At 60.1% G+C, this 18,178-nt stretch carries 14 protein-coding genes and 1 pseudogene; 7 read left to right on the top strand and 8 right to left on the bottom strand.

The window, feature by feature from the left end; genetic code table 11:
* Positions 1–98 precede the first annotated feature (98 nt).
* A complete protein-coding gene (locus AC3I0A_RS22530) occupies positions 99–3,611 on the bottom strand; it encodes a beta strand repeat-containing protein (RefSeq protein WP_489374793.1) in 3,513 nt (1,170 codons plus the stop codon).
* A 512-nt stretch (positions 3,612–4,123) separates the two neighbouring features.
* On the opposite strand from AC3I0A_RS22530, the gene AC3I0A_RS22525 reads away from it, so the two are divergent.
* Positions 4,124–4,534 (top strand): HPF/RaiA family ribosome-associated protein, encoded by a 411-nt coding sequence (locus tag AC3I0A_RS22525; RefSeq protein WP_489374792.1) that lies wholly within the window; start codon positions 4,124–4,126, stop codon positions 4,532–4,534.
* Positions 4,535–4,642: 108 nt separating this feature from the next.
* On the opposite strand, the pseudogene AC3I0A_RS22520 reads toward AC3I0A_RS22525, so the two are convergent.
* Both AC3I0A_RS22520 and AC3I0A_RS22515 read right to left on the bottom strand, forming a co-directional pair.
* Positions 4,643–4,969 (bottom strand): annotated as a pseudogene (locus AC3I0A_RS22520) (TonB-dependent Fe(3+) dicitrate receptor FecA); the annotation flags it as partial.
* A 221-nt stretch (positions 4,970–5,190) separates the two neighbouring features.
* On the bottom strand, positions 5,191–6,066 hold the full coding sequence (locus AC3I0A_RS22515; RefSeq protein WP_489374791.1) for a helix-turn-helix domain-containing protein: 876 nt from the start codon (positions 6,064–6,066) through the stop codon (positions 5,191–5,193).
* A gap of 139 nt (positions 6,067–6,205) precedes the next feature.
* Between AC3I0A_RS22515 and AC3I0A_RS22510 the strand changes: the two genes are divergently transcribed.
* A complete protein-coding gene (locus AC3I0A_RS22510; RefSeq protein WP_489374790.1) occupies positions 6,206–7,105 on the top strand; it encodes a DMT family transporter in 900 nt (299 codons plus the stop codon).
* A 62-nt stretch (positions 7,106–7,167) separates the two neighbouring features.
* Here the strand turns inward: AC3I0A_RS22510 and AC3I0A_RS22505 are convergent, their stop codons facing one another.
* Positions 7,168–7,584 (bottom strand): DUF2165 family protein, encoded by a 417-nt coding sequence (locus AC3I0A_RS22505; RefSeq protein ID WP_489374789.1) that lies wholly within the window; start codon positions 7,582–7,584, stop codon positions 7,168–7,170.
* A 28-nt stretch (positions 7,585–7,612) separates the two neighbouring features.
* On the opposite strand from AC3I0A_RS22505, the gene AC3I0A_RS22500 reads away from it, so the two are divergent.
* Positions 7,613–8,641, top strand: a complete 1,029-nt coding sequence (locus AC3I0A_RS22500) for an IS30 family transposase (protein ID WP_489372379.1) — start codon at positions 7,613–7,615, stop codon at positions 8,639–8,641.
* A 328-nt stretch (positions 8,642–8,969) separates the two neighbouring features.
* On the opposite strand, the gene AC3I0A_RS22495 is transcribed toward AC3I0A_RS22500, so the two are convergent.
* Complete coding sequence (locus AC3I0A_RS22495) at positions 8,970–9,944, bottom strand: 2-hydroxyacid dehydrogenase (protein WP_489374788.1); 975 nt, start codon at positions 9,942–9,944, stop codon at positions 8,970–8,972.
* A 254-nt stretch (positions 9,945–10,198) separates the two neighbouring features.
* Positions 10,199–11,167, bottom strand: coding sequence for a LysR family transcriptional regulator (locus tag AC3I0A_RS22490; protein WP_489374787.1), 969 nt, complete (start codon positions 11,165–11,167; stop codon positions 10,199–10,201).
* Between the two features lie 297 nt (positions 11,168–11,464).
* Here AC3I0A_RS22490 and AC3I0A_RS22485 point away from each other — a divergent pair, with 297 nt between their 5' ends.
* The 4 genes from AC3I0A_RS22485 to AC3I0A_RS22470 all read left to right on the top strand — a co-directional run bounded on the left by AC3I0A_RS22485 (position 11,465) and on the right by AC3I0A_RS22470 (position 16,422).
* On the top strand, positions 11,465–12,964 hold the full coding sequence (locus AC3I0A_RS22485; protein ID WP_489374786.1) for an efflux transporter outer membrane subunit: 1,500 nt from the start codon (positions 11,465–11,467) through the stop codon (positions 12,962–12,964).
* 207 nt (positions 12,965–13,171) lie between these two features.
* On the top strand, positions 13,172–15,358 hold the full coding sequence (locus AC3I0A_RS22480; protein WP_489374785.1) for an FUSC family protein: 2,187 nt from the start codon (positions 13,172–13,174) through the stop codon (positions 15,356–15,358).
* Positions 15,348–15,548 (top strand): DUF1656 domain-containing protein, encoded by a 201-nt coding sequence (locus AC3I0A_RS22475; protein WP_489068449.1) that lies wholly within the window; start codon positions 15,348–15,350, stop codon positions 15,546–15,548. Before AC3I0A_RS22480 ends, AC3I0A_RS22475 begins: the two co-directional genes overlap by 11 nt.
* A gap of 10 nt (positions 15,549–15,558) precedes the next feature.
* Positions 15,559–16,422 carry an efflux RND transporter periplasmic adaptor subunit gene (locus tag AC3I0A_RS22470; RefSeq protein ID WP_489374784.1) on the top strand — a complete coding sequence of 288 codons (864 nt, stop codon included), beginning with the start codon at positions 15,559–15,561 and terminating at the stop codon, positions 16,420–16,422.
* Between the two features lie 122 nt (positions 16,423–16,544).
* Here AC3I0A_RS22470 and AC3I0A_RS22465 read toward each other — a convergent pair whose 3' ends face one another.
* Together AC3I0A_RS22465 and AC3I0A_RS22460 are read right to left on the bottom strand one after the other, a co-directional pair.
* Positions 16,545–17,369: an SDR family oxidoreductase gene (locus tag AC3I0A_RS22465; RefSeq protein ID WP_489374783.1), complete on the bottom strand. Its 825-nt coding sequence runs from the start codon at positions 17,367–17,369 to the stop codon at positions 16,545–16,547.
* A 37-nt stretch (positions 17,370–17,406) separates the two neighbouring features.
* Complete coding sequence (locus tag AC3I0A_RS22460) at positions 17,407–17,871, bottom strand: multidrug transporter (RefSeq protein WP_489374782.1); 465 nt, start codon at positions 17,869–17,871, stop codon at positions 17,407–17,409.
* Positions 17,872–18,178: the final 307 nt, after the last annotated feature.

The raw sequence follows: 18,178 nt of genomic DNA, 5'->3' as shown, positions 1-18,178 counted from the left end.
GAAGTGAACCCCCCGAAGCTCGTCTGGCCTGGTTGGCTCGCCCAAATGAAAACGGCCGGGCCCCTTGTGGGAGCCAGGCCGTGTGCCCTCAGTGGTTTTCAGACAATGTCAGTGCTTGCGATGTCGGTCACACCGACCAACTGGATGATGGTGGTGATACCATTGCCGTCCCCGTCGAATGCCAGGTAGCCGTCGCCTCCAACGACGCCGAAGTAGTAGTCCGTCGTGCCGTCCAGCGCGGTATCGGCGGCGGCTGTGAACGCCGCCAGGTTGGTGGCCGCCGGTATCAGCACTTCGGTGTAGTTCGTCCCCGAACCCGGCGCCGTGAAGTTGAGCGTGTCAATACCGGTGGCAAAGCCGCCATCGATGACAGTCAAGACCATGGAGAGCAGCCCGTCGACGTCGGTGTCGGCGATCACGAACGTGTCCGCACCCGTTGAGGCCGTCACGCGGTCGTCGCCAACAATCGTCACGTCCAGGGTTTGCGTAGCCGTCGCGTCACCGTCGGCATCCGCCAGCACCACATCGAAGGTCAGGTGGGCGTCCGGTGTCGTCGAGGCCACGAAACCGATGTTGACGATCTTGATGGGTTCGTTGTTCCCCTCAGTCGTGGCGCCGCCGAAAGCTATCTGGCCATCGGGTGTTGCGCCCTCAAAAACATTCGGAGTCGCGGGATTGTCGATGACCCCATTGAGCTGGTACCCGGTCCCGCTTGTGCCTTGGGTCGAGGTCACCACTTGCGCGCCCTGGATCGAGTAGTGTTCTCCGGTGAAGTTGTAGTCATTGCTCTCGAAGACCACGATGCCGTTTTGTGCCTGAGCCACGAATCCGTAGGCGGGCACATTGGCATTGAGAACGTCGTCATTACCGGCTGAGTTTCCAACAATGAAGGTCCGATTGATTGTAAGCGCGGGGTTATTGTCATCAACCAGCTTCAATACCACCAGCATGTCTTTGCCAGCGCCAGGGCCGGCCTGTGTGAACTCGATAAAGATCGCCTTGCTCGAGGCCCTGGTCAAGGTAGGATCATTGGTGAACCCTTTGGGATTTTCGGCGAAAAAGTCCAGATCAATCACCTCGTCCGATTGGAGCGTGTCGCTGGCAGCGCCAATCGAAGCCGATGAGACCGTGACATACCGTCGATCATTCGAGAACAAGCCTGTGGCGGTGTCGTAAGCGAAGGTTTGGGCCGTCCCGTTAATCACGCCGAATCCCTCGAACTGCACAAAGAAGTTGCTGGCAAGCGTCATCACCGAGACCGGCGGATTCGATCCAACGGTCGTGCCTAAGTTGAGCGCATAGCCCTGAAGGGGGTTACCAGGCGTCGAGGTGTTCAGGATGCTGAAGCTCTCAATCTCCTGAGCCAGTTTCAAGGTATAGGTGTCAGCCACCTTGTCAAAGGTCAGCGTGCCGGTGGCGTTGCTGGTCGCTCCCTGCGCCGGATTGTTGGACACGTAGGTGAAGCCCACGTTGAACACCGCCTGGCTATCCGTCTCCGAGACCCAAGTCACCACCTTGTTGGTGATGGCGTTCGCACCTACCGTGACGCCCGTGAGGGCCACGGACAGGAAGTCGGAGTTCGGCGTGAGACCCGCTGGATCACTGTAAGGCGCCACATGCTTGTCCGCGCCAATCGAGTAAGCGAAGACGCCCGTTCCACCGACATCCGTCACAGGCGGCGAGTTGCTGGTGTTCGCGTAGACCAGACTCGACTTGGCCGTCACGACCGGGGTGTCGTCATCGACGTTGATCCCCAGCGTGCCATCGGCCGTATCGCCATCACCATCGGTCACCCGGTAGTTGATGGTGAAGGCCTGGTTGTTCTCGGTCAGGCCCGGCGCATGGAGGATCGGGTTGTTTTGCACCACCGTGTAGGCGCCGGTTCCCGGAACCATCGTTAAGGTCAGGACCGTGGTCAGAACGCCGTTCTGGGTTTGCTTGACCAACAGACTGGTGCTATCGGCCACATAGCTGAAGCCTGTGGGCGCTCCGCTGGTCAGATAGGCCACTGTGCCGGCGCCGTCCGCGCCAAAGTCGTGGCCCAGAGTGCCGCTTACGTTAAGCGAGTCTGCATCGTCGTTCGTGCCGCCAGGATTGCCGCCCGTGAGTGCGTCGTCGTCGAGCAGCACCGTGTTGTTGGCTGAAGTCGCAGGCCCGTCATCCTGGAACGTCAGCTCCGAGAACAGATTCGGTGTGACATTGGAATTGACCAGGCGGAAGCCACCAATGTCGAAGGGGGCGTCGAAGTTGGTGTCGGTCGAACCGATGTTGTCGATCAGCACCCGGGTGTGTGGGCCGTCGGTGTTGTAGGCGATCAGGTCGTCGACTTCCAGGCCTTTGATCACCACGGTGTTGGCGGAGAACGTGACCGTGATGCCGCTCAGCGTGGTGGGGGTCGTTCCGATACTGCCCTTGTCAAACACCAGGGTCTCACCCGGAACCGTATTCTTGCCGTGCCCGGTGGGCTGGGTGGTGATGGAGACCTTGGTGACGGTAACCGCCGTGTTGTTGTGCAGGTTGTCGATGAAATCAACACCTGGCATTAAAGGCGTTGTGTAGGCGCTGATCTCCAGCGTGGATTTATCGCCCGAGGCCGATTGGACAACGGAAAAACTGGCCCCATTGCTGCCGTAGAGCGAGGTGAAGTCGATGTTGGCTTCCTCGTCCGCTTGGTTCTGGTCCAGGTTGGGAACCGTGAAGTTGGTGTTGGCCCCCTTCGCGAAGGTGAAGTACATGCCGCTGCCTTCCACGATTTGCTGGCTGTTGGTGCCCAGGGTGGTGGGGCCGCCGCCCTGGCCGGTGTTGACGGTGTCGCCGTCGGTGATGGCGGAGGGATCGCTGGACTGGTTGATCGGGTTCTTGCCGGTGACGATGATCACCGCGTCGGTCGCGCTGGGCGTTCCATCGCCGTACATCAGGAACAGGTTCTGGCCTGAAGGCGCGCCTGCCAGCGAGAAGTCACTTTGATTGCTGACCGAGACGTGGAGGTTGTACAGGCTCAAGGCGTCGTCGGGGTTGGTGGTAATCGGGTGCTTGATTTCCTCGTACTGCACCAGCCAGACCTTGGAGCCCACGGCGTTCAGATCGGAGGTCTGGACGGCACCGGAAGCGTCCGTGGGTTGCAGGTACGCGGCGAATACGACGTCGCCGGTGGCGTTTGCCGAGCCGTCGGCATTGGCCTTGCGGCCGAACACGACGTTGTTCTCATCAATGCCCAGGTCGGCGCCTGTATAGCTGTAGAGGTAGATTTTGCGGCCGTCGACGGTCAGCAGGGAGACGCCAGGCGCAGACAGTGCCTCTTCCCCAAGCAGCGGACCCCCCGTGGAATTGGTGAAGGCCAGATCGGTGACATCGGCCCCGAAACCGCTGAGCATGGAACTGCCATCAGGGTCGGCGGAGGTGCCGTTGCTCACGGCTACGGTGACGTTGACCCCGGTGAGATTCTGCACCACCACGGCATTCAAAAGAGTGTCGAATGCAGATACGCCGGTGTTGATGAAGCCCAGACCATCGTTAACGTCGTTGCCTGTGATGTCGCTGCCGCCGGCCGTCGCGTTCTGCAAACCCGACGTCTCGTCGACGATCAGTGTTCCGGTGATAGTGATAGCCATGATGTACTCCCGAAAAATTCCGGTCATCGAGGCCTGACCGTGGACCTTTTTCTGCTATAGGCCGCAACTATGGATAAGCGCCGGGGATTGCGCATCGGCCGATACTCCCAAGCGGGGTGGGAGTTTCAGACTACTTGGGAGGGGGAAACGGGATGAGGACGCGAAGGAGCGGCGCCGCCTATTCCGTTTGTGAATGAGGACATGGCGTCGGTGCTCAAGGCCGCCCGGGCTTTAACCGCCAGCGCGTCGAGCTGAATTTGAGCCAGCTCAGGCGGCCGGGTGCGGGGGGGCAACTGTGAGGATTGGGGAGGGGAAGCCGGGGCGACCCAACTCCCGACATTAACAGCGCTTTTGCCTGTTGTCCGGCTTTTTTTGTGAATGAAAATTTATCTTTTTTTAGGGGTTGAATTGTTCTGCGCGCAGCCCGACTCTGTAAGTAAGAGGTCACGGTCATTACGCCAACGGGCCAACCGGGGAACCTCTCGCGAGCTAGCTGAAATAAGGGATGAACTATGCAAATCCAAGTCAATAGCGATAACCATATTCAAAGCAGCATCCGACTGGAGGAGTGGGTACGTACTACCATTGAGAGCACGCTCGAACGTTACGAAGAAGACCTGACACGGGTCGAGGTTCACCTGCGGGACGAGAACGGTGACAAACCCGGTCCCCACGATATGCGTTGCCAACTTGAGGCACGCCCAAAAGGCCATCAACCGATTTCGGTCACCCATAAAGCCGAGAGCCTGGAGCTGGCCATCGAAGGGGCGGCGACCAAACTGGAACATGCGCTGGAACACCTGTACGGCAAATTGCGTGGTAAACCACGTGCCGCTGTGGTGCCGCTTGAGACAGGTGCTCATGCCGATGCGCTGCTTGAAGATGAATTTCTCGAGAACGAACAGGCTGCGCTCAACGGCTGAGGCCTGAGTCGGCTTTTACCTTCCAACTGAAAAACGGGCCTGCATTGCAGGCCCGTTCTTGTTTTCGGGGTTTAGTGATTCCTGTGTCCGGCTCTAGACGCCATTGAATCAGAACGCCACCGACGTCTGCACATACACCGTCCGTGGTTCCCCCACGTACTTGCCCTTGTTGTTGTCATCGAACGAGCGGGTGAAGTACTGGTGGTTGAGGATGTTTTTCACCCCCACCGCCACATTCAAGTCCGACAGTTTCGGCCCGAAGTCATACGTCGCGCGGCTACGAAACAGCATGTAGCCCGGAATCGTGCCGGTGCTGCCATCAGCGCTCTCGGCCGAGGTGTTGGCGTTGTCGGCGAACTGGTCGCTCTGGTAGCTGCTGTCCAGGTTCAGTTTCCACGCGCCTTCGGTATAACCGACACCGATCGTGCCTTTGTGAGCCGGTTCTTTGTGTCCATGGGGGATTCGCGGCAGGTGTCGGTGTCGAGCACCCTGGAGTTCTGAAGGTAGACCGCGTCATCGTTCATCGCGAGCAAGCTCGCTCCCACAGGGAATGTGTGTCGATCATAGAGATCTGGCTTGACACCTATCCTGTGTGGGAGCGAGCTTGCTCGCGATAGCGGCCTCCCAGACACCCACAACCTTACAGGGTCGCCGCACTAGCGCAAAAACGCCTGCCGATACTCCCCAGGCGTTCCACCCACCGCTTGCCGGAAGCGGTTGGTGAAATGACTGGCGCTGGCAAAACCACAGGCCAGCGCGATTTCGCCCAGCGGCTGCGACGTCGTGCGCAGTAATTGCCGCGCATGGGCCAGACGCCGGGCCAACACGTACTGATGAGGCGGCAGGCCAAAACTTTCACGAAACATCCGCGCGAAGTGGTATTCCGACAACGCACAGCACCCGGCCAGTTGCCCAAGGCTGATGGGCTCGGCCAATTGGCTGTCGATGTACTCCACCAGCTGCCGCCGTTGGTGCGCGGCCAACCCGCCCTTGAGCCGTAAACCCTGGCGCTGCCCGACCTGGCTGAGCAACGTATGGCTGAGCAGTTCGTGGGCCAGGCTGCTGGTCAGCAGACGCTCTGCGGGTTCGTTCCAGTTCAGCTGGATCAACTGCCGAAACCGTCGGGCTTGCAGCGGATCGTCGAGGAAGGTGCTTTCCTGCAATTGCAGTTCACGGGGTTCGCGGTCCAGCAGGGTGATGCAACCGAGGGCAAATTGCTCCGGGCTGAAGTACAGGTGGGCCAGGCGGATTTCGCCGTTGATCACCCAGGCTGACTGGTGCTCGGCGGGCAGAATGCAGAGTTTGTCCGGGCCACCCTTGGTGTCGGGGTGTTCACGGCGAAAGGTGCCGGTGCCGCCGGCGATGTAGCAGGACAAGGTGTGATGGCTCGGCGCTTCGTAGTCCTGGGCATCGTGATGGTTGCTCCACAAGGCTGCAGCCATGCCGTCACCGAGCTCGGCGCTGTGCTCGAGACGAGCATTGGGCGAGCGGTTCAGGGCTTGAAAGACTTGCAGGTTTTCCAGTGTGGGCATGGTCGTCCTCTCCAACGCTTTGCATCCTACTCCGTAGCCTTGGCGCTGTGAGTCGACGATCCGACAAAAGCGCAAGTTTATGCAAGCGCCTCGACGCATTGGGGCCTGAGACTGATCGCCATACTCAGGAGCCCTCACCATGAACATCACGTTATACCTGCTCACCGTGCTGATCTGGGGCACCACCTGGATCGCCCTCAAGCTGCAACTGGGTGTGGTGGCGATTCCAGTGTCGATCGTCTATCGCTTCGGTCTGGCGGCGCTGGTGCTGTTCGTCATATTGCTGCTCAGCCAGCGCCTGCAAGTCATGAATCGTCGCGGGCATCTGCTCTGCCTGGCCCAGGGCCTGTGCCTGTTCTGCGTCAACTTCATGTGCTTCTTGTACGCCAGCCAATGGATTCCCAGCGGCCTGGTCGCCGTGGTGTTTTCCACTGCGACGTTATGGAATGCCCTGAATGCTCGGGTGTTCTTCGGTCAGCAAATTGCCCGTAATGTGCTGATGGGCGGGGCGCTGGGCCTGCTGGGCCTGGGCTTTCTGTTCTGGCCAGAACTGGGCGACCACACCGCCAGCCCGCAAACCTTGCTCGGTCTGGGGTTGGCGCTGCTGGGAACCATGTGCTTCTCGGCCGGCAACATGCTCTCGAGCCTGCAACAGAAAGCCGGCCTCAAACCATTGACCACCAACGCCTGGGGCATGGCCTATGGCGCTGCGATGCTGTCGGTTTACTGCCTGGTCAATGGCATCCCCTTCGCAATGGAGTGGAACGCGCGCTACGTCGGTTCGTTGCTGTATCTGGTGATTCCAGGCTCGGTGATTGGCTTCACCGCCTACCTGACCCTGGTCGGGCGCATGGGCCCGGAGCGGGCCGCGTATTGCACGGTGTTGTTCCCGGTGGTGGCGCTGAATGTTTCGGCGTTTGCCGAGGGCTACCAGTGGACTGCACCAGCACTCGCCGGGTTGGTGCTGGTGATGCTGGGTAACGTGTTGGTGTTTCGCAAGCCCAGGCCGTTGCTGATCGGGACAAGCAAATTGGCGTGAGCCAACGCTTTATCGAATGACCGCCCGTGTAGCCGTTGGTCAAAACCCACGGGCGGTGCTTATTACTCGATCTTCAATACTAGAAAAACAAGCGCGAACATCAGGAAGTTCAGAACGCTCTGAGACCATTGCGTGACGTTCCACTGTGGGGATTCATCCATATCGAACCATTCAACGCCAATAAGCTGCAGGCAGACATAGTAAATAAAAATGCCAATCATCAGGCCGACAATTGAAAATTGTTTAGCCTCGTGAAACTCCAGGTGCGTTCCATTGATAGTTTTGTATAGTTGGTAAGTGCCGATCAGGCAACTCAGGGTAAATGTAACTTCAAGTGTTATGAACGCCCAATAAACCCGATGATGCAGAAGGGGCGAGGTAATCGCTCGATAACGCCGTGTATTGTTTTCCGAGACCGTGTCCATGCTCAGTACGTGTCCGACATATTCAAGGGCGGCCGCAAAAACTGAGTGCAACACCTGACCTTTCCGGTACGGTGTTGCCCCTATGTCCTATAACGAACTCAGCGTCGAAGAACGCGTCACCATCCAGCTCGGCCAAGCCCAAGGCTTTAGTCAGCGAAGGATCGCCCGTTTGATCAACCGAGCGCCCTCGACGGTAAGCCGGGAGCTGCGCCGCAACCGAGAAGCCTGTGGCCGCTATTCGGTACGTGCTGCCCAGCACTACATGCAGGTTCGCCGCCGCAGCTGTCGACCCAAACGTAAGCTGCTGCCGGGCAGCGAACGTTTCGAGTTAGTGACTCATATGCTGCGTGAGCGTTTGTCTCCCGAGCAAATTGCCGGCAAGCTACGCAGCATGAACATACCCAGCCTCAAAGAAGCCTACGTCTGCCGCGAGACGATCTACACCGCGATCTACGCCCTGCCGGTCGGTGAGCTTCGCAAGGAGCTGATCATCTGCCTGCGCCAAGGCAAAACGGCCCGTAGGCCTCGCTCTGGTGGAGTGGATCGGCGAGGCCAGATCCCCGAAATGGTCAGCATTCACGTGCGCCCACCCGAGATTGAAGACCGGTTGATGCCGGGACATTGGGAAGGCGATCTGATCAAGGGCAAAGCCAACGCCTCGTCTGTAGGCACCCTGGTGGAACGTACCAGTGGTTACTTGATGCTGGTGAAAATGAATGATGCGACGGCGACCTCTGCGATGGAGGGCTTCAGTGCGGCGCTCAATCGCATGCCGCTGGCGATGCGTAAAAGCATGACCTACGACCAGGGCCGGGAGATGGCGCGGCACGTCGAAATTACCCAGAAGACCGGTGTGGCCATCTATTTCTGTGACCCGCACAGCCCTTGGCAGCGCGGCAGCAACGAAAATATCAACGGGCTGATCCGCCAGTACTTGCCCAAGGGGACTGACTTGTCAGTCCACAGCCAGGAAGAGCTCGATGCCATAGCGCTGCAACTGAACATGCGCCCACGTAAGCGTTTCGATTTCAAATGTCCAATCGAAGTGATGGGCCAAGTGATGCAAGAGGCCATGGCTATGCGGCATGATGCCCCGGCTTCAATTCAATAACCGTGTTGCACTCAGCTCCTGCATCCGCCAAGGTTGGATGAGTAGTCTGTCAGGTTGCTGAATATGAGCAGTAGGCCGAAAAACCCCACGAACGACATGATCAGTACTTTGCTGTATCTGATTGCGTGGGCTGTTGTGACAATCCTCATGGTGTGCACTCTCCGCTGTTAGTCCCTTGGGGGCTTATACAGTGCAAGCTTAGAGCGCGAAGGCGTTGCATATAAGAGGAGTGAGTTTCAACGTGTGTAGTTGATGTGCGGGAGTGCGGTAAAGATTATGTGTGAGGCTCTTTAACAGGCACGCCCAGGCAGGCGTGCCTGTTTGCGCGTTAACCCTTCCACACCTGCGGATTGACCAGATCCCGCGGTCGTTCACCGAGCAATGCGCTGCGCAGATTGTCCAGGGCGCGGTTGGCCATGGCTTCGCGGGTTTCATGGGTGGCCGAGCCAATGTGCGGCAAGGTCACGGCGTTTTTCAGCTGGAACAGTGGCGATTCGGCCAGCGGTTCTTTCTCGTAGACATCCAGCCCGGCACCGCGAATCCGGTTGTTTTGCAGGGCGTCGATCAGCGCTGGTTCGTCGACCACCGGGCCCCGGGAAATATTCACCAGAATTGCGCTCGACTTCATCAGCGCCAGTTCGCGATGGCTGATCAAGTGTCTGGTTTTTTCACTGAGGGGCACCACCAGACAGACGAAATCCGCCTCGGCCAGCAACTGATCGAGGCTGCGCAACCGGGCGCCGAGTTCCTGTTCCAGGTCAATCTTGCGGCTGTTGCCGCTGTAGATCACCGGCATGTTGAAACCCAGACGCCCACGACGGGCGATGGCCGCGCCGATGTTGCCCATGCCGACGATGCCCAGGGTTTTTCCGTGCACATCGCAGCCAAACAACGGCGCGCCGACGGTGGCCTGCCACTGGCCGGCTTTGGTCCAGGCATCCAGTTCGGCGACACGCCGGGCGCTGCTCATCAACAGCGCGAAGGCCAGGTCGGCGGTGCTTTCGGTGAGTACGTCCGGGGTGTTGGTGAGCATGATCCCGCGCTCGTTGAAGTAGGCCAGATCGTAATTGTCATAGCCGACCGAAACGCTGGAAACCACTTCCAGTCTGGCGGCGTTCTCGAGCTGCGCCCGACCGAGCTTGCGACCGACGCCGATCAGACCGTGAGCGGTGGGCAGGGCTTCGTTGAATTGGGCATTGATGTCGCCGAGCTTGGGGTTCGGCACGATCACGTCGAAGTCCTGTTGCAGACGCTCGACCATTTCGGGCGTGACACGGCTGAAGGCGAGTACGGTTTTTTTCATTGGAGAAGGGCTCGTCGGGCGGAGGAGAATGCCAAGCAAGCTATCATTCTTGGCGGGGTTGTGGCGAGGCTTCCACATTCTTTAGCCAACACAAAACCTGTGGCGAGGGAGCTTGCTCCCGCTGGACGGCGCAGCCGTCCCAAAACCTGCAGTTGTGTTCCAACAGGTAAAAATGCATTGCCCGATTTACGACTGCTGCGCAGCCGAGCGGGAGCAAGCTCCCTCGCCACATTCGATCGCATACATCCTTGAGATCAATTCGCCAACCGTGCCCCACTCATGCTCCCGCTCAACTCATACGCCGCCAGCTCCGCCTGATGCGCCGCGAGGATCTCCGGCAGTGAACCGCGCAGGTACTCGACCCAGGTCTTGATCTTCGCATCCAGGTACTGGCGCGACGGGTAGATGGCGTACAGGTTCAGCTCTTGCGAGCGGTAGTTCGGCATTACCCGCACCAGGGTCCCATTGCGCAGGCCTTCGATGGCCGCGTAGACCGGCAGCACGCCAACGCCCATGCCGCTGGTGATGGCGGTTTTCATCGCGTCGGCCGAGTTCACCAGAAACGGTGAACTGTTGATGGTGACCATTTCCTGGCCTTCCGGGCCGTCGAACAGCCACTTATCCAGTGCAATCACCGGGCTCACCAGGCGCAGGCAGGCGTGGTTCAGCAGGTCGCTGGGTTTGTGCGCGCAGCCGTTGGCTTTGACGTAGGCCGGTGAGGCGCAAACGATGCTGTAGGTGATGCCCAGGCGTTGCGAGACGAAACCCGAGTCCGGCAGCTCGCTGGCGAGCACGATGGACACGTCGTAACCCTCGTTCAGCAGATCCGGCACGCGGTTGGCCATGGTCAGGTCGAAGGTGACGTCCGGGTGAGTCTTGCGATAGCGGGCGATGGCGTCGATCACGAAATGCTGACCGATGCCGGTCATGGTGTGCACCTTGAGCTGCCCGGCCGGGCGCGCGTGGGCGTCGCTGGCCTCGGCTTCGGCCTCTTCGACGTAAGCCAGGATCTGCTCGCAGCGCAGCAGGTAACGTTTGCCGGCTTCGGTCAGGGCGATGCGTCGAGTCGTTCGATTGAGCAGGCGGGTTTGCAGGTGGGCTTCCAGGTTGGACACCGCGCGCGAGACGTTGGCCGTCGTGGTATCCAGTTGCACGGCAGCGGCAGTGAAGCTGCCGGCCTCGGCCACACAACTGAAGGCCCGCATGTTTTGCAAAGTGTCCATGGGATGCTCTCAAGGCAGATGGCAAATTGTGACACGAAGTTACGGGGTGACGTGACCTCGACTAACGGATTATCGCGTTAACGGTAACAAAGATTCACAGGAATCCCGGCTTATCGCCATTCGGGCCGCCCCCTAGAATTGCGCCGTTACTGGTGTGTGGGAGCGAGCCTGCTCGCGATGCAAACAACTCGGTGCATCAGGTACACCGCGCCGATGCCATCGCGAGCAGGCTCGCTCCCACAGATAAGTCAGTGTCCACAGAATCTCGATTCTCTCCCACCTCAGGAATTCGCAGCAGTGCCGCGTCGTATCAGCAGAGAGCTGAAGACTCTCAGTGTTTGGGCTTTATCGTTAGCAATCAGCGGCTGCATCGGAACCGGAGGAATTGCCCCCCAAGGCAAGACACTCACCGCCAATTCATTGGCTACCGACCAGGCGATCCAGAGCGCCGCGCAGGACGCTCACTGGCCGACCGTCCAGTGGTGGCAGGCCTATGGCGACCCGCAATTGAACCGCTGGATCGACCTCGCCGTGCAAGGCAGTCCGAGCATGGCCATGGCCACCGCAAGAGTGCGCCAGGCCCGGGCGATGGCCGGGATTGCCGAATCGGCCGAGTCGTTGCAGATCAATGGCGACTCCACACTCAAACGCCACAACTGGCCCACCGACCCGTTCTATGGCCCTGGTGAACTGGCCAATAGCACTACCTGGGACAACAATGCCGCGCTGGGTTTCAGCTACGCCCTCGACCTCTGGGGTCGCGAAAGCAACGCCACCGAGCGTGCCGTGGACCTGGCCCACATGAGCGCCGCCGAAGCGCGCATGGCCCGACTCGAACTGCAGAACAACGTCGTTCGCGCCTATATCCAGCTGTCCCTGCATTACGCTCAGCGGGACATCGTCAACGCGACCCTCAAGCAGCAACAGCAGATCCTCGACCTGGCTTCGAGGCGTCTGGACGGTGGCATCGGCACGCACTTCGAAGTCAGTCAGGCACAAACACCCTTGCCGGAAACCCATCGGCAACTGGATGCACTGGACGAAGAAATCGCCCTGAGTCGCAACCAGCTCGCCGCGCTCGCAGGCAAAGGTCCGGGGGAGGGTGCGCAGTTGCAACGGCCGAGCCTGTCGCTGGGCGCTGCATTGAAGTTGCCGTCAGCCTTGCCCGCCGAACTGCTCGGTCAACGTCCCGACGTGGTCGCCAGTCGTTGGCAAGTGGCGGCTCAAGCGCGAGGCATTGATGTCGCTCACGCCGGTTTCTATCCCAACGTCGATCTGCTGGGCAGCCTTGGTTTCATGGCCACCGGTGGTGGCGCGCTGGAGTTCCTGACGGGCAAGAAGCTCACCTACAGCGTCGGCCCGGCGATCTCCCTGCCGATTTTTGACGGGGGGCGTCTGCGCTCGGCGCTGGGTGAAGCCTCGGCCGGTTATGACATCGCCGTGGCCAACTACAACCAGACCCTGGTCAACGCGCTGAAGAGCATTTCCGATCAGTTGATCCGTCGCGAGTCCATGGACCAGCAGCAAGGCTTCGCCGCCGAGTCGGTGGCCTCGGCGCAGAAGACCTATGACATCGCAATGATCGCGTATCAGCGCGGGCTGACCGACTACCTCAACGTGCTTAACGCCCAGACCCTGCTGTTCAAACAGCAGCAAGTGCAGCAGCAGGTTCAGGCGGCGCGCTTAAGTGCCCATGCCGATCTGGTGACAGCGCTCGGCGGCGGACTCGGTGCGGGCAACGACGTGCCGACCGCCGAGCAGACCCAGGTCCCGAAAACCCCGAGTATTTTGAAGTGAGCGCGATGTTTCAGGCACACCCACATTTGTGGCGAGGGAGCTTGCTCCCGCTTGAGTGCGTAGCACTCATAAAACCGGCATTGGTTACCAGAATTTTGGGGCCGCTACGCAGCCCAGCGCGAGCAAGCTCGCTCGCCACAAAGTTCTCGCTCGCCTTAAGCAGCATTTTGGCCCTTCTTCAAGCCCTCGACCATTGAGCAGGATTTCATGACTCCCTTGCCCGCACCTTTGCGCTGGCTGTATTCCCTCGAATGGCGGCGTGGTTTTTTCGACTGGGCACGCAGCGATGGCGTGACCTGGGTTTATATCTTCAAGGTGTTGATCGCGGCTTTTCTGACTCTTTGGCTGGCCATGCGTCTGGAATTGCCGCAACCGCGCACGGCGATGATCACGGTGTTTATCGTGATGCAGCCGCAGAGCGGGCAGGTGTTCGCCAAGAGCTTCTATCGTTTCCTCGGCACCCTGGCCGGGTCGGCGGTGATGGTCGCGCTGATCGCCCTGTTTGCGCAGAACACCGAACTGTTCCTCGGCTCGCTGGCGATCTGGGTCGGTATCTGCTCGGCTGGCGCGGCGCGTTATCGCAACTTTCGCGCCTATGGTTTTGTGCTGGCCGGTTACACCGCGGCGATGATCGGTTTGCCGGCGCTGGCCCACCCTGATAGCGCTTTTATGGCCGCGGTGTGGCGGGTGCTGGAAATCTCTTTGGGGATTCTCTGCGCGACGCTGGTCAGCGCTTCGATCCTCCCGCAAACCGCCAGTGCGGCGATGCGCGACGCACTGGATCAACGCTTCGGCGTGTTCGCGCTGTTCGTCAGCGATGGCCTGCGCGGCCGCAGTCAGCGCGATACGTTCGAAAACAGCAACGTGCGCTTTATCGCTGAAGCGCTCGGTCTGGAAGGGCTGCGCAGTGTCACCGTATTCGAAGACCCGCACATGCGGCGGCGCAATGGTCGGCTCAGTCGGCTCAATAGCGAATTCATGGGTATCACCACGCGCTTCAACGCCTTGCACCAATTGCTCGAGCGTTTGCGCAGCAGTGGCACCGAGCCGGTGGTGGCGGCAATCAAACCCGGCTTGCAGGATCTGGCTGAAATGCTCGACGGCTTTTCCGGGCGGGCGCTGACCAGCGCCGATGCGGCACGCCTGGCCATGCAGCTGGCGACTTTTAAAGAAGGTTTGCCGGCTCGGGTGCGCAGCCTGCGGGCGATCTTTCAGGAGAATGATCCGGGCGATGCCGAGCAGCTGGATTTTCACACCGCATATGAGTTGCTCTATCGCTTCGTCGACGACCTGCACAGTTATGCACAGACCCACGCTTCGCTGGCCGAACACAGCCACGAACGCGAGCAATGGGATGAACCCTTTACGCCGCAAACCAACTGGCTGGTCTCGGCGGCTTCGGGGATTCGGGCGGCGTTCATTCTGGTGCTACTCGGCAGTTATTGGGTAGCGACGGCCTGGCCCGGCGGCGCCACCATGACCCTGATCGCGGCGGCCACCGTCGGCCTGTCCGCCGCCACACCCAACCCCAAGCGCATGGCGTTTCAGATGGCCTGCGGCACTTTGATCGGTGCGTCGGTGGGCTTCGTCGAGATGTTCTTCGTCTTTCCCTGGATCGACGGTTTTCCGTTGCTCTGTGTGATGCTGGCACCGGTAATCGTGTTCGGTTCGTTTCTCTCGTCACGGCCGCAATACGCAGGGGTTGGCCTGGGTTTGCTGATCTTTTTCAGCACCGGTTCCGTGCCGGACAACCCGACCGTCTATAACCCCTACGCCTTCATCAACGACTACATCGCCATGGTCATCGGCATGCTGGTCTGCGCCGCCGCCGGGGCGATCATTCTGCCGCCCAACAGCCGCTGGTTGTGGCGTCGGCTGGAACAGGATTTGCGCGAGCAGGTGGTGTACGCCATCAGCGGAAAACTCAAGGGGCTCGGTTCGAGCTTCGAAAGTCGCACTCGGGATTTGCTGCATCAGGCCTATGGCCTGGCCGCCGGGCAACCGCAGGTGCAACGTGATCTGCTGCGCTGGATGTTGGTGGTGCTGGAAGTCGGTCACGCGATCATCGAGTTGCGCAAAGAACAGGCGATCCTCCCGGTGCACCCGGCCTACGCCGAATCCCAACCATGGCGTCAGGCGATTCGGCGGATGGGTCGTTCGTTGGTGCGGCTGTTTATTCAACCGAGCCAAAACAATCTCGAACGCGGCCTGATCGCCGTCGACCACGCCATCAGTCAGGTGCAAGCCACCGACGAGCCTTTCGCACCGCACTTCGATACCTCGGCACTACGTCGAGTGAAGAGCTACCTGCATTTCATCCGCACCTCGTTACTCGACCCGCAATCACCGCTGGCGGCATTCGCTGCACCCCAAGGACTAGAACATGCCTCGTGAGATCGCTTTCCACGGCGTGTACATGCCGACCATGACCCTGATGTTTTTTATCGCAGCGCTGCTTGCCTGGGCGCTGGACCGGTTTCTGGCAGGCCTGGATCTGTACCGTTTTTTCTGGCACCCGGCGCTGCTGCGCCTGAGCCTGTTCACCTGCATCTTCGGCGCCCTGGCGCTCACTGTTTACCGTTGAGAATGACCTGATGAAGAAGCTTTTCAGCCTGCTCGCCACCTTGCTGGTGCTGGCCCTCGCCTTATGGATCGGCCGGACCCTTTGGGTGCATTACATGAACACCCCCTGGACTCGCGACGGTCGGGTGCGCGCCGACATCATCAACGTGGCAGCCGACGTCACCGGCGAAGTGGTCAACGTCCCGGTGCGCGACAACCAGTTGGTGAAAAAGGGCGACTTGCTGATGCAGATCGACCCCGAGCACTACCAGATCGCGGTGAAACAGGCGCATTCGCTGGTGGCTTCACGCAAGGCCACCTGGGAGATGCGCAAGGTCAACGCCCATCGCCGCGCCGACATGGACAGCCTGGTGATCTCCAAAGAAAACCGCGACGACGCCAGCAACATCGCCGACTCGGCCCTGGCCGATTACCAACACGCCCAGGCGCAACTGGAAGCGGCGCAGCTGAATCTTAAACGTACCCAGGTACTGGCGGCGGTGGATGGCTATGTCACTAACCTCAACGTCCATCGCGGCGACTACGCGCGCATCGGCGAAGCGAAAATGGCCGTGGTCGACATGAATTCGTTCTGGGTTTACGGATTCTTCGAGGAGACCAAACTGCCCCATGTACGGGTCGGTGACAAAGCCGATATGCAGCTCATGAGCGGCGAAGTGCTCAAGGGCCATGTGGAAAGCATTTCCCGCGGCATCTACGACCGCGACAACCCCGAAAGCCGCGAACTGATCGCCGACGTCAACCCGACCTTCAACTGGGTACGCCTGGCACAACGAGTGCCGGTGCGCATCCACATCGATCAAGTGCCGGACGGCGTGCTGCTGGCGGCGGGGATTACTTGTACGGTGGTGGTGAAGCAGGAGGGCGAGCAATAGCAGTCAGACCGAGTCGCTCCCTTCGCGGGCAAGCCCGCTCCCACATGGATCACCGCGAATCTGTGGGAGCGGGCTTGCCCGCGAAGAAGGCGCTGCGGTCTATCAGGTAAAACACAACCCTCTTACAACCGCCCACCCAACCCAAACCGCTTCATCAACCCTGACTCCAACACGCCCTTGGGCAGCAATGCTGCCAACAATGGCATTGCCCGGCTGCCGTTACCCAAACGCAACAAACGCGGTGGTTTGCTCTGCTGCACAGCCTTGAGCAAATCAGCCGCAAATTCACTGGCCGGCGTCGGATTGTCCTGGGAGGCTTTGGCCCGGGCGCGAATGCCTTCGCGTAGCGGCCACCAGGGTGATTGCTCGGTGATCAACTGTTCGGCTTCATGCCCGGCATTTTTGGCGAAGCTGGAGGCGATGGCGCCGGGCTGGACTTCCATCACGCGGATACCGAACGGCGCCAGCTCCATGCGCAGGGCATCGCTCAAGGCATGCACGGCGGCTTTCGAGGCGCAATAAGCGCCGGCGAATGGCGTCACCAACACGCCGGACACGCTGCCGATATTCACCACCAAACCCTTGCTGCGGCGCAGTACCGGGAATAGCGCACGGGTCACCCCGACCACCGCGAACACATTGGTTTCGAACTGACGTTGCATCGCCTCCACGCCACCGTCGAGCAGCGGCCCCATGGCGCCATAACCGGCGTTGTTGATCAACACATCCAGGCCGCCGTGTTGCTGGTTGATGCGCTCGCTCAAGGCCTGCAGTGCCGGACCATCGTTAACGTCCAATTGCACCGCAGTGAACCCGGCGGCGGCCAATACCGCGACATCCTCAGCCTTGCGCGCAGTCGCCCAGACCTCGTAACCGGCAGTTTTGAAAACGTCAGCCAGCGCACGGCCGATGCCGCTGGAACAACCGGTGATTAACGCGAGAGGCATGGCGCGGTCCTTGTGCAAGAGGTGGAGAAATGATGGATCAGTCAGAGAAACTACCCTGCAAACGCTCGGCGCGAAACTCCAGAGATTGCGGGCGATAACCGGGGCGCAGCGGCGGCAGGGGCAAGCAGTCTGCCCACGAGGCGCCGGCCTGCAATTCGCCGGGACCACGGTAGCGCGGGGCGGCGTAGATACTTTCCGCGAGGTTCACTGTATCGCCGGGCGCATAAGCGGCGATCCGCCAACGCAACTCGGTCAGCGGCACGTCATTGCCGTTGTTCATTTTCAGTTGCAGCGGACGATCCGCCGGACAGTGCTCGGGCGCATAACTGATGCGCAACTCCAGCCGTGCCAGCTGCTTGACCTCGCGGTTGTCCAGCCAGATCACCCACACCGCCACCAGACCCAGGCCAATCGCCGCCGCCAGCGATACCGGCAAGGCCTTGTCCGGATAACGCAGCAGCAGGATCAGCCAGGTAATGACCAGCAGGACGCCGATGAACATGAGGCAAACCTCGGGTAGTGAAGAGACCATCCTACCCAAGCGTAGGTGTGATTGACCATGGGCGAGAATCAGCGGTGAATTCTCGGGCCTCATCGCGAGCAAGCTCGCTCCCACACTCGACCGCGTGTGGTCACAGATCTTGTGTACGCCAACGATCTAATGTGGGAGCAGCCGGTCGACGCTCGATTGCTCGCGATGGGGGCCTAATAGCCAACACAATTATCCAGTATGGAATTCTGAAATAAAAAAGCCCCCGCCCAACCCACTGCGGATAGGGGACGCAGTCGGCTGGACGGGGGCTTCTTGT

This window comes from Pseudomonas sp. KH_024_B2 (assembly GCF_057839965.1).
Note: the sequence above shows the minus strand (reverse complement) of the source record. Positions and strands in the feature narration are given on the sequence as shown.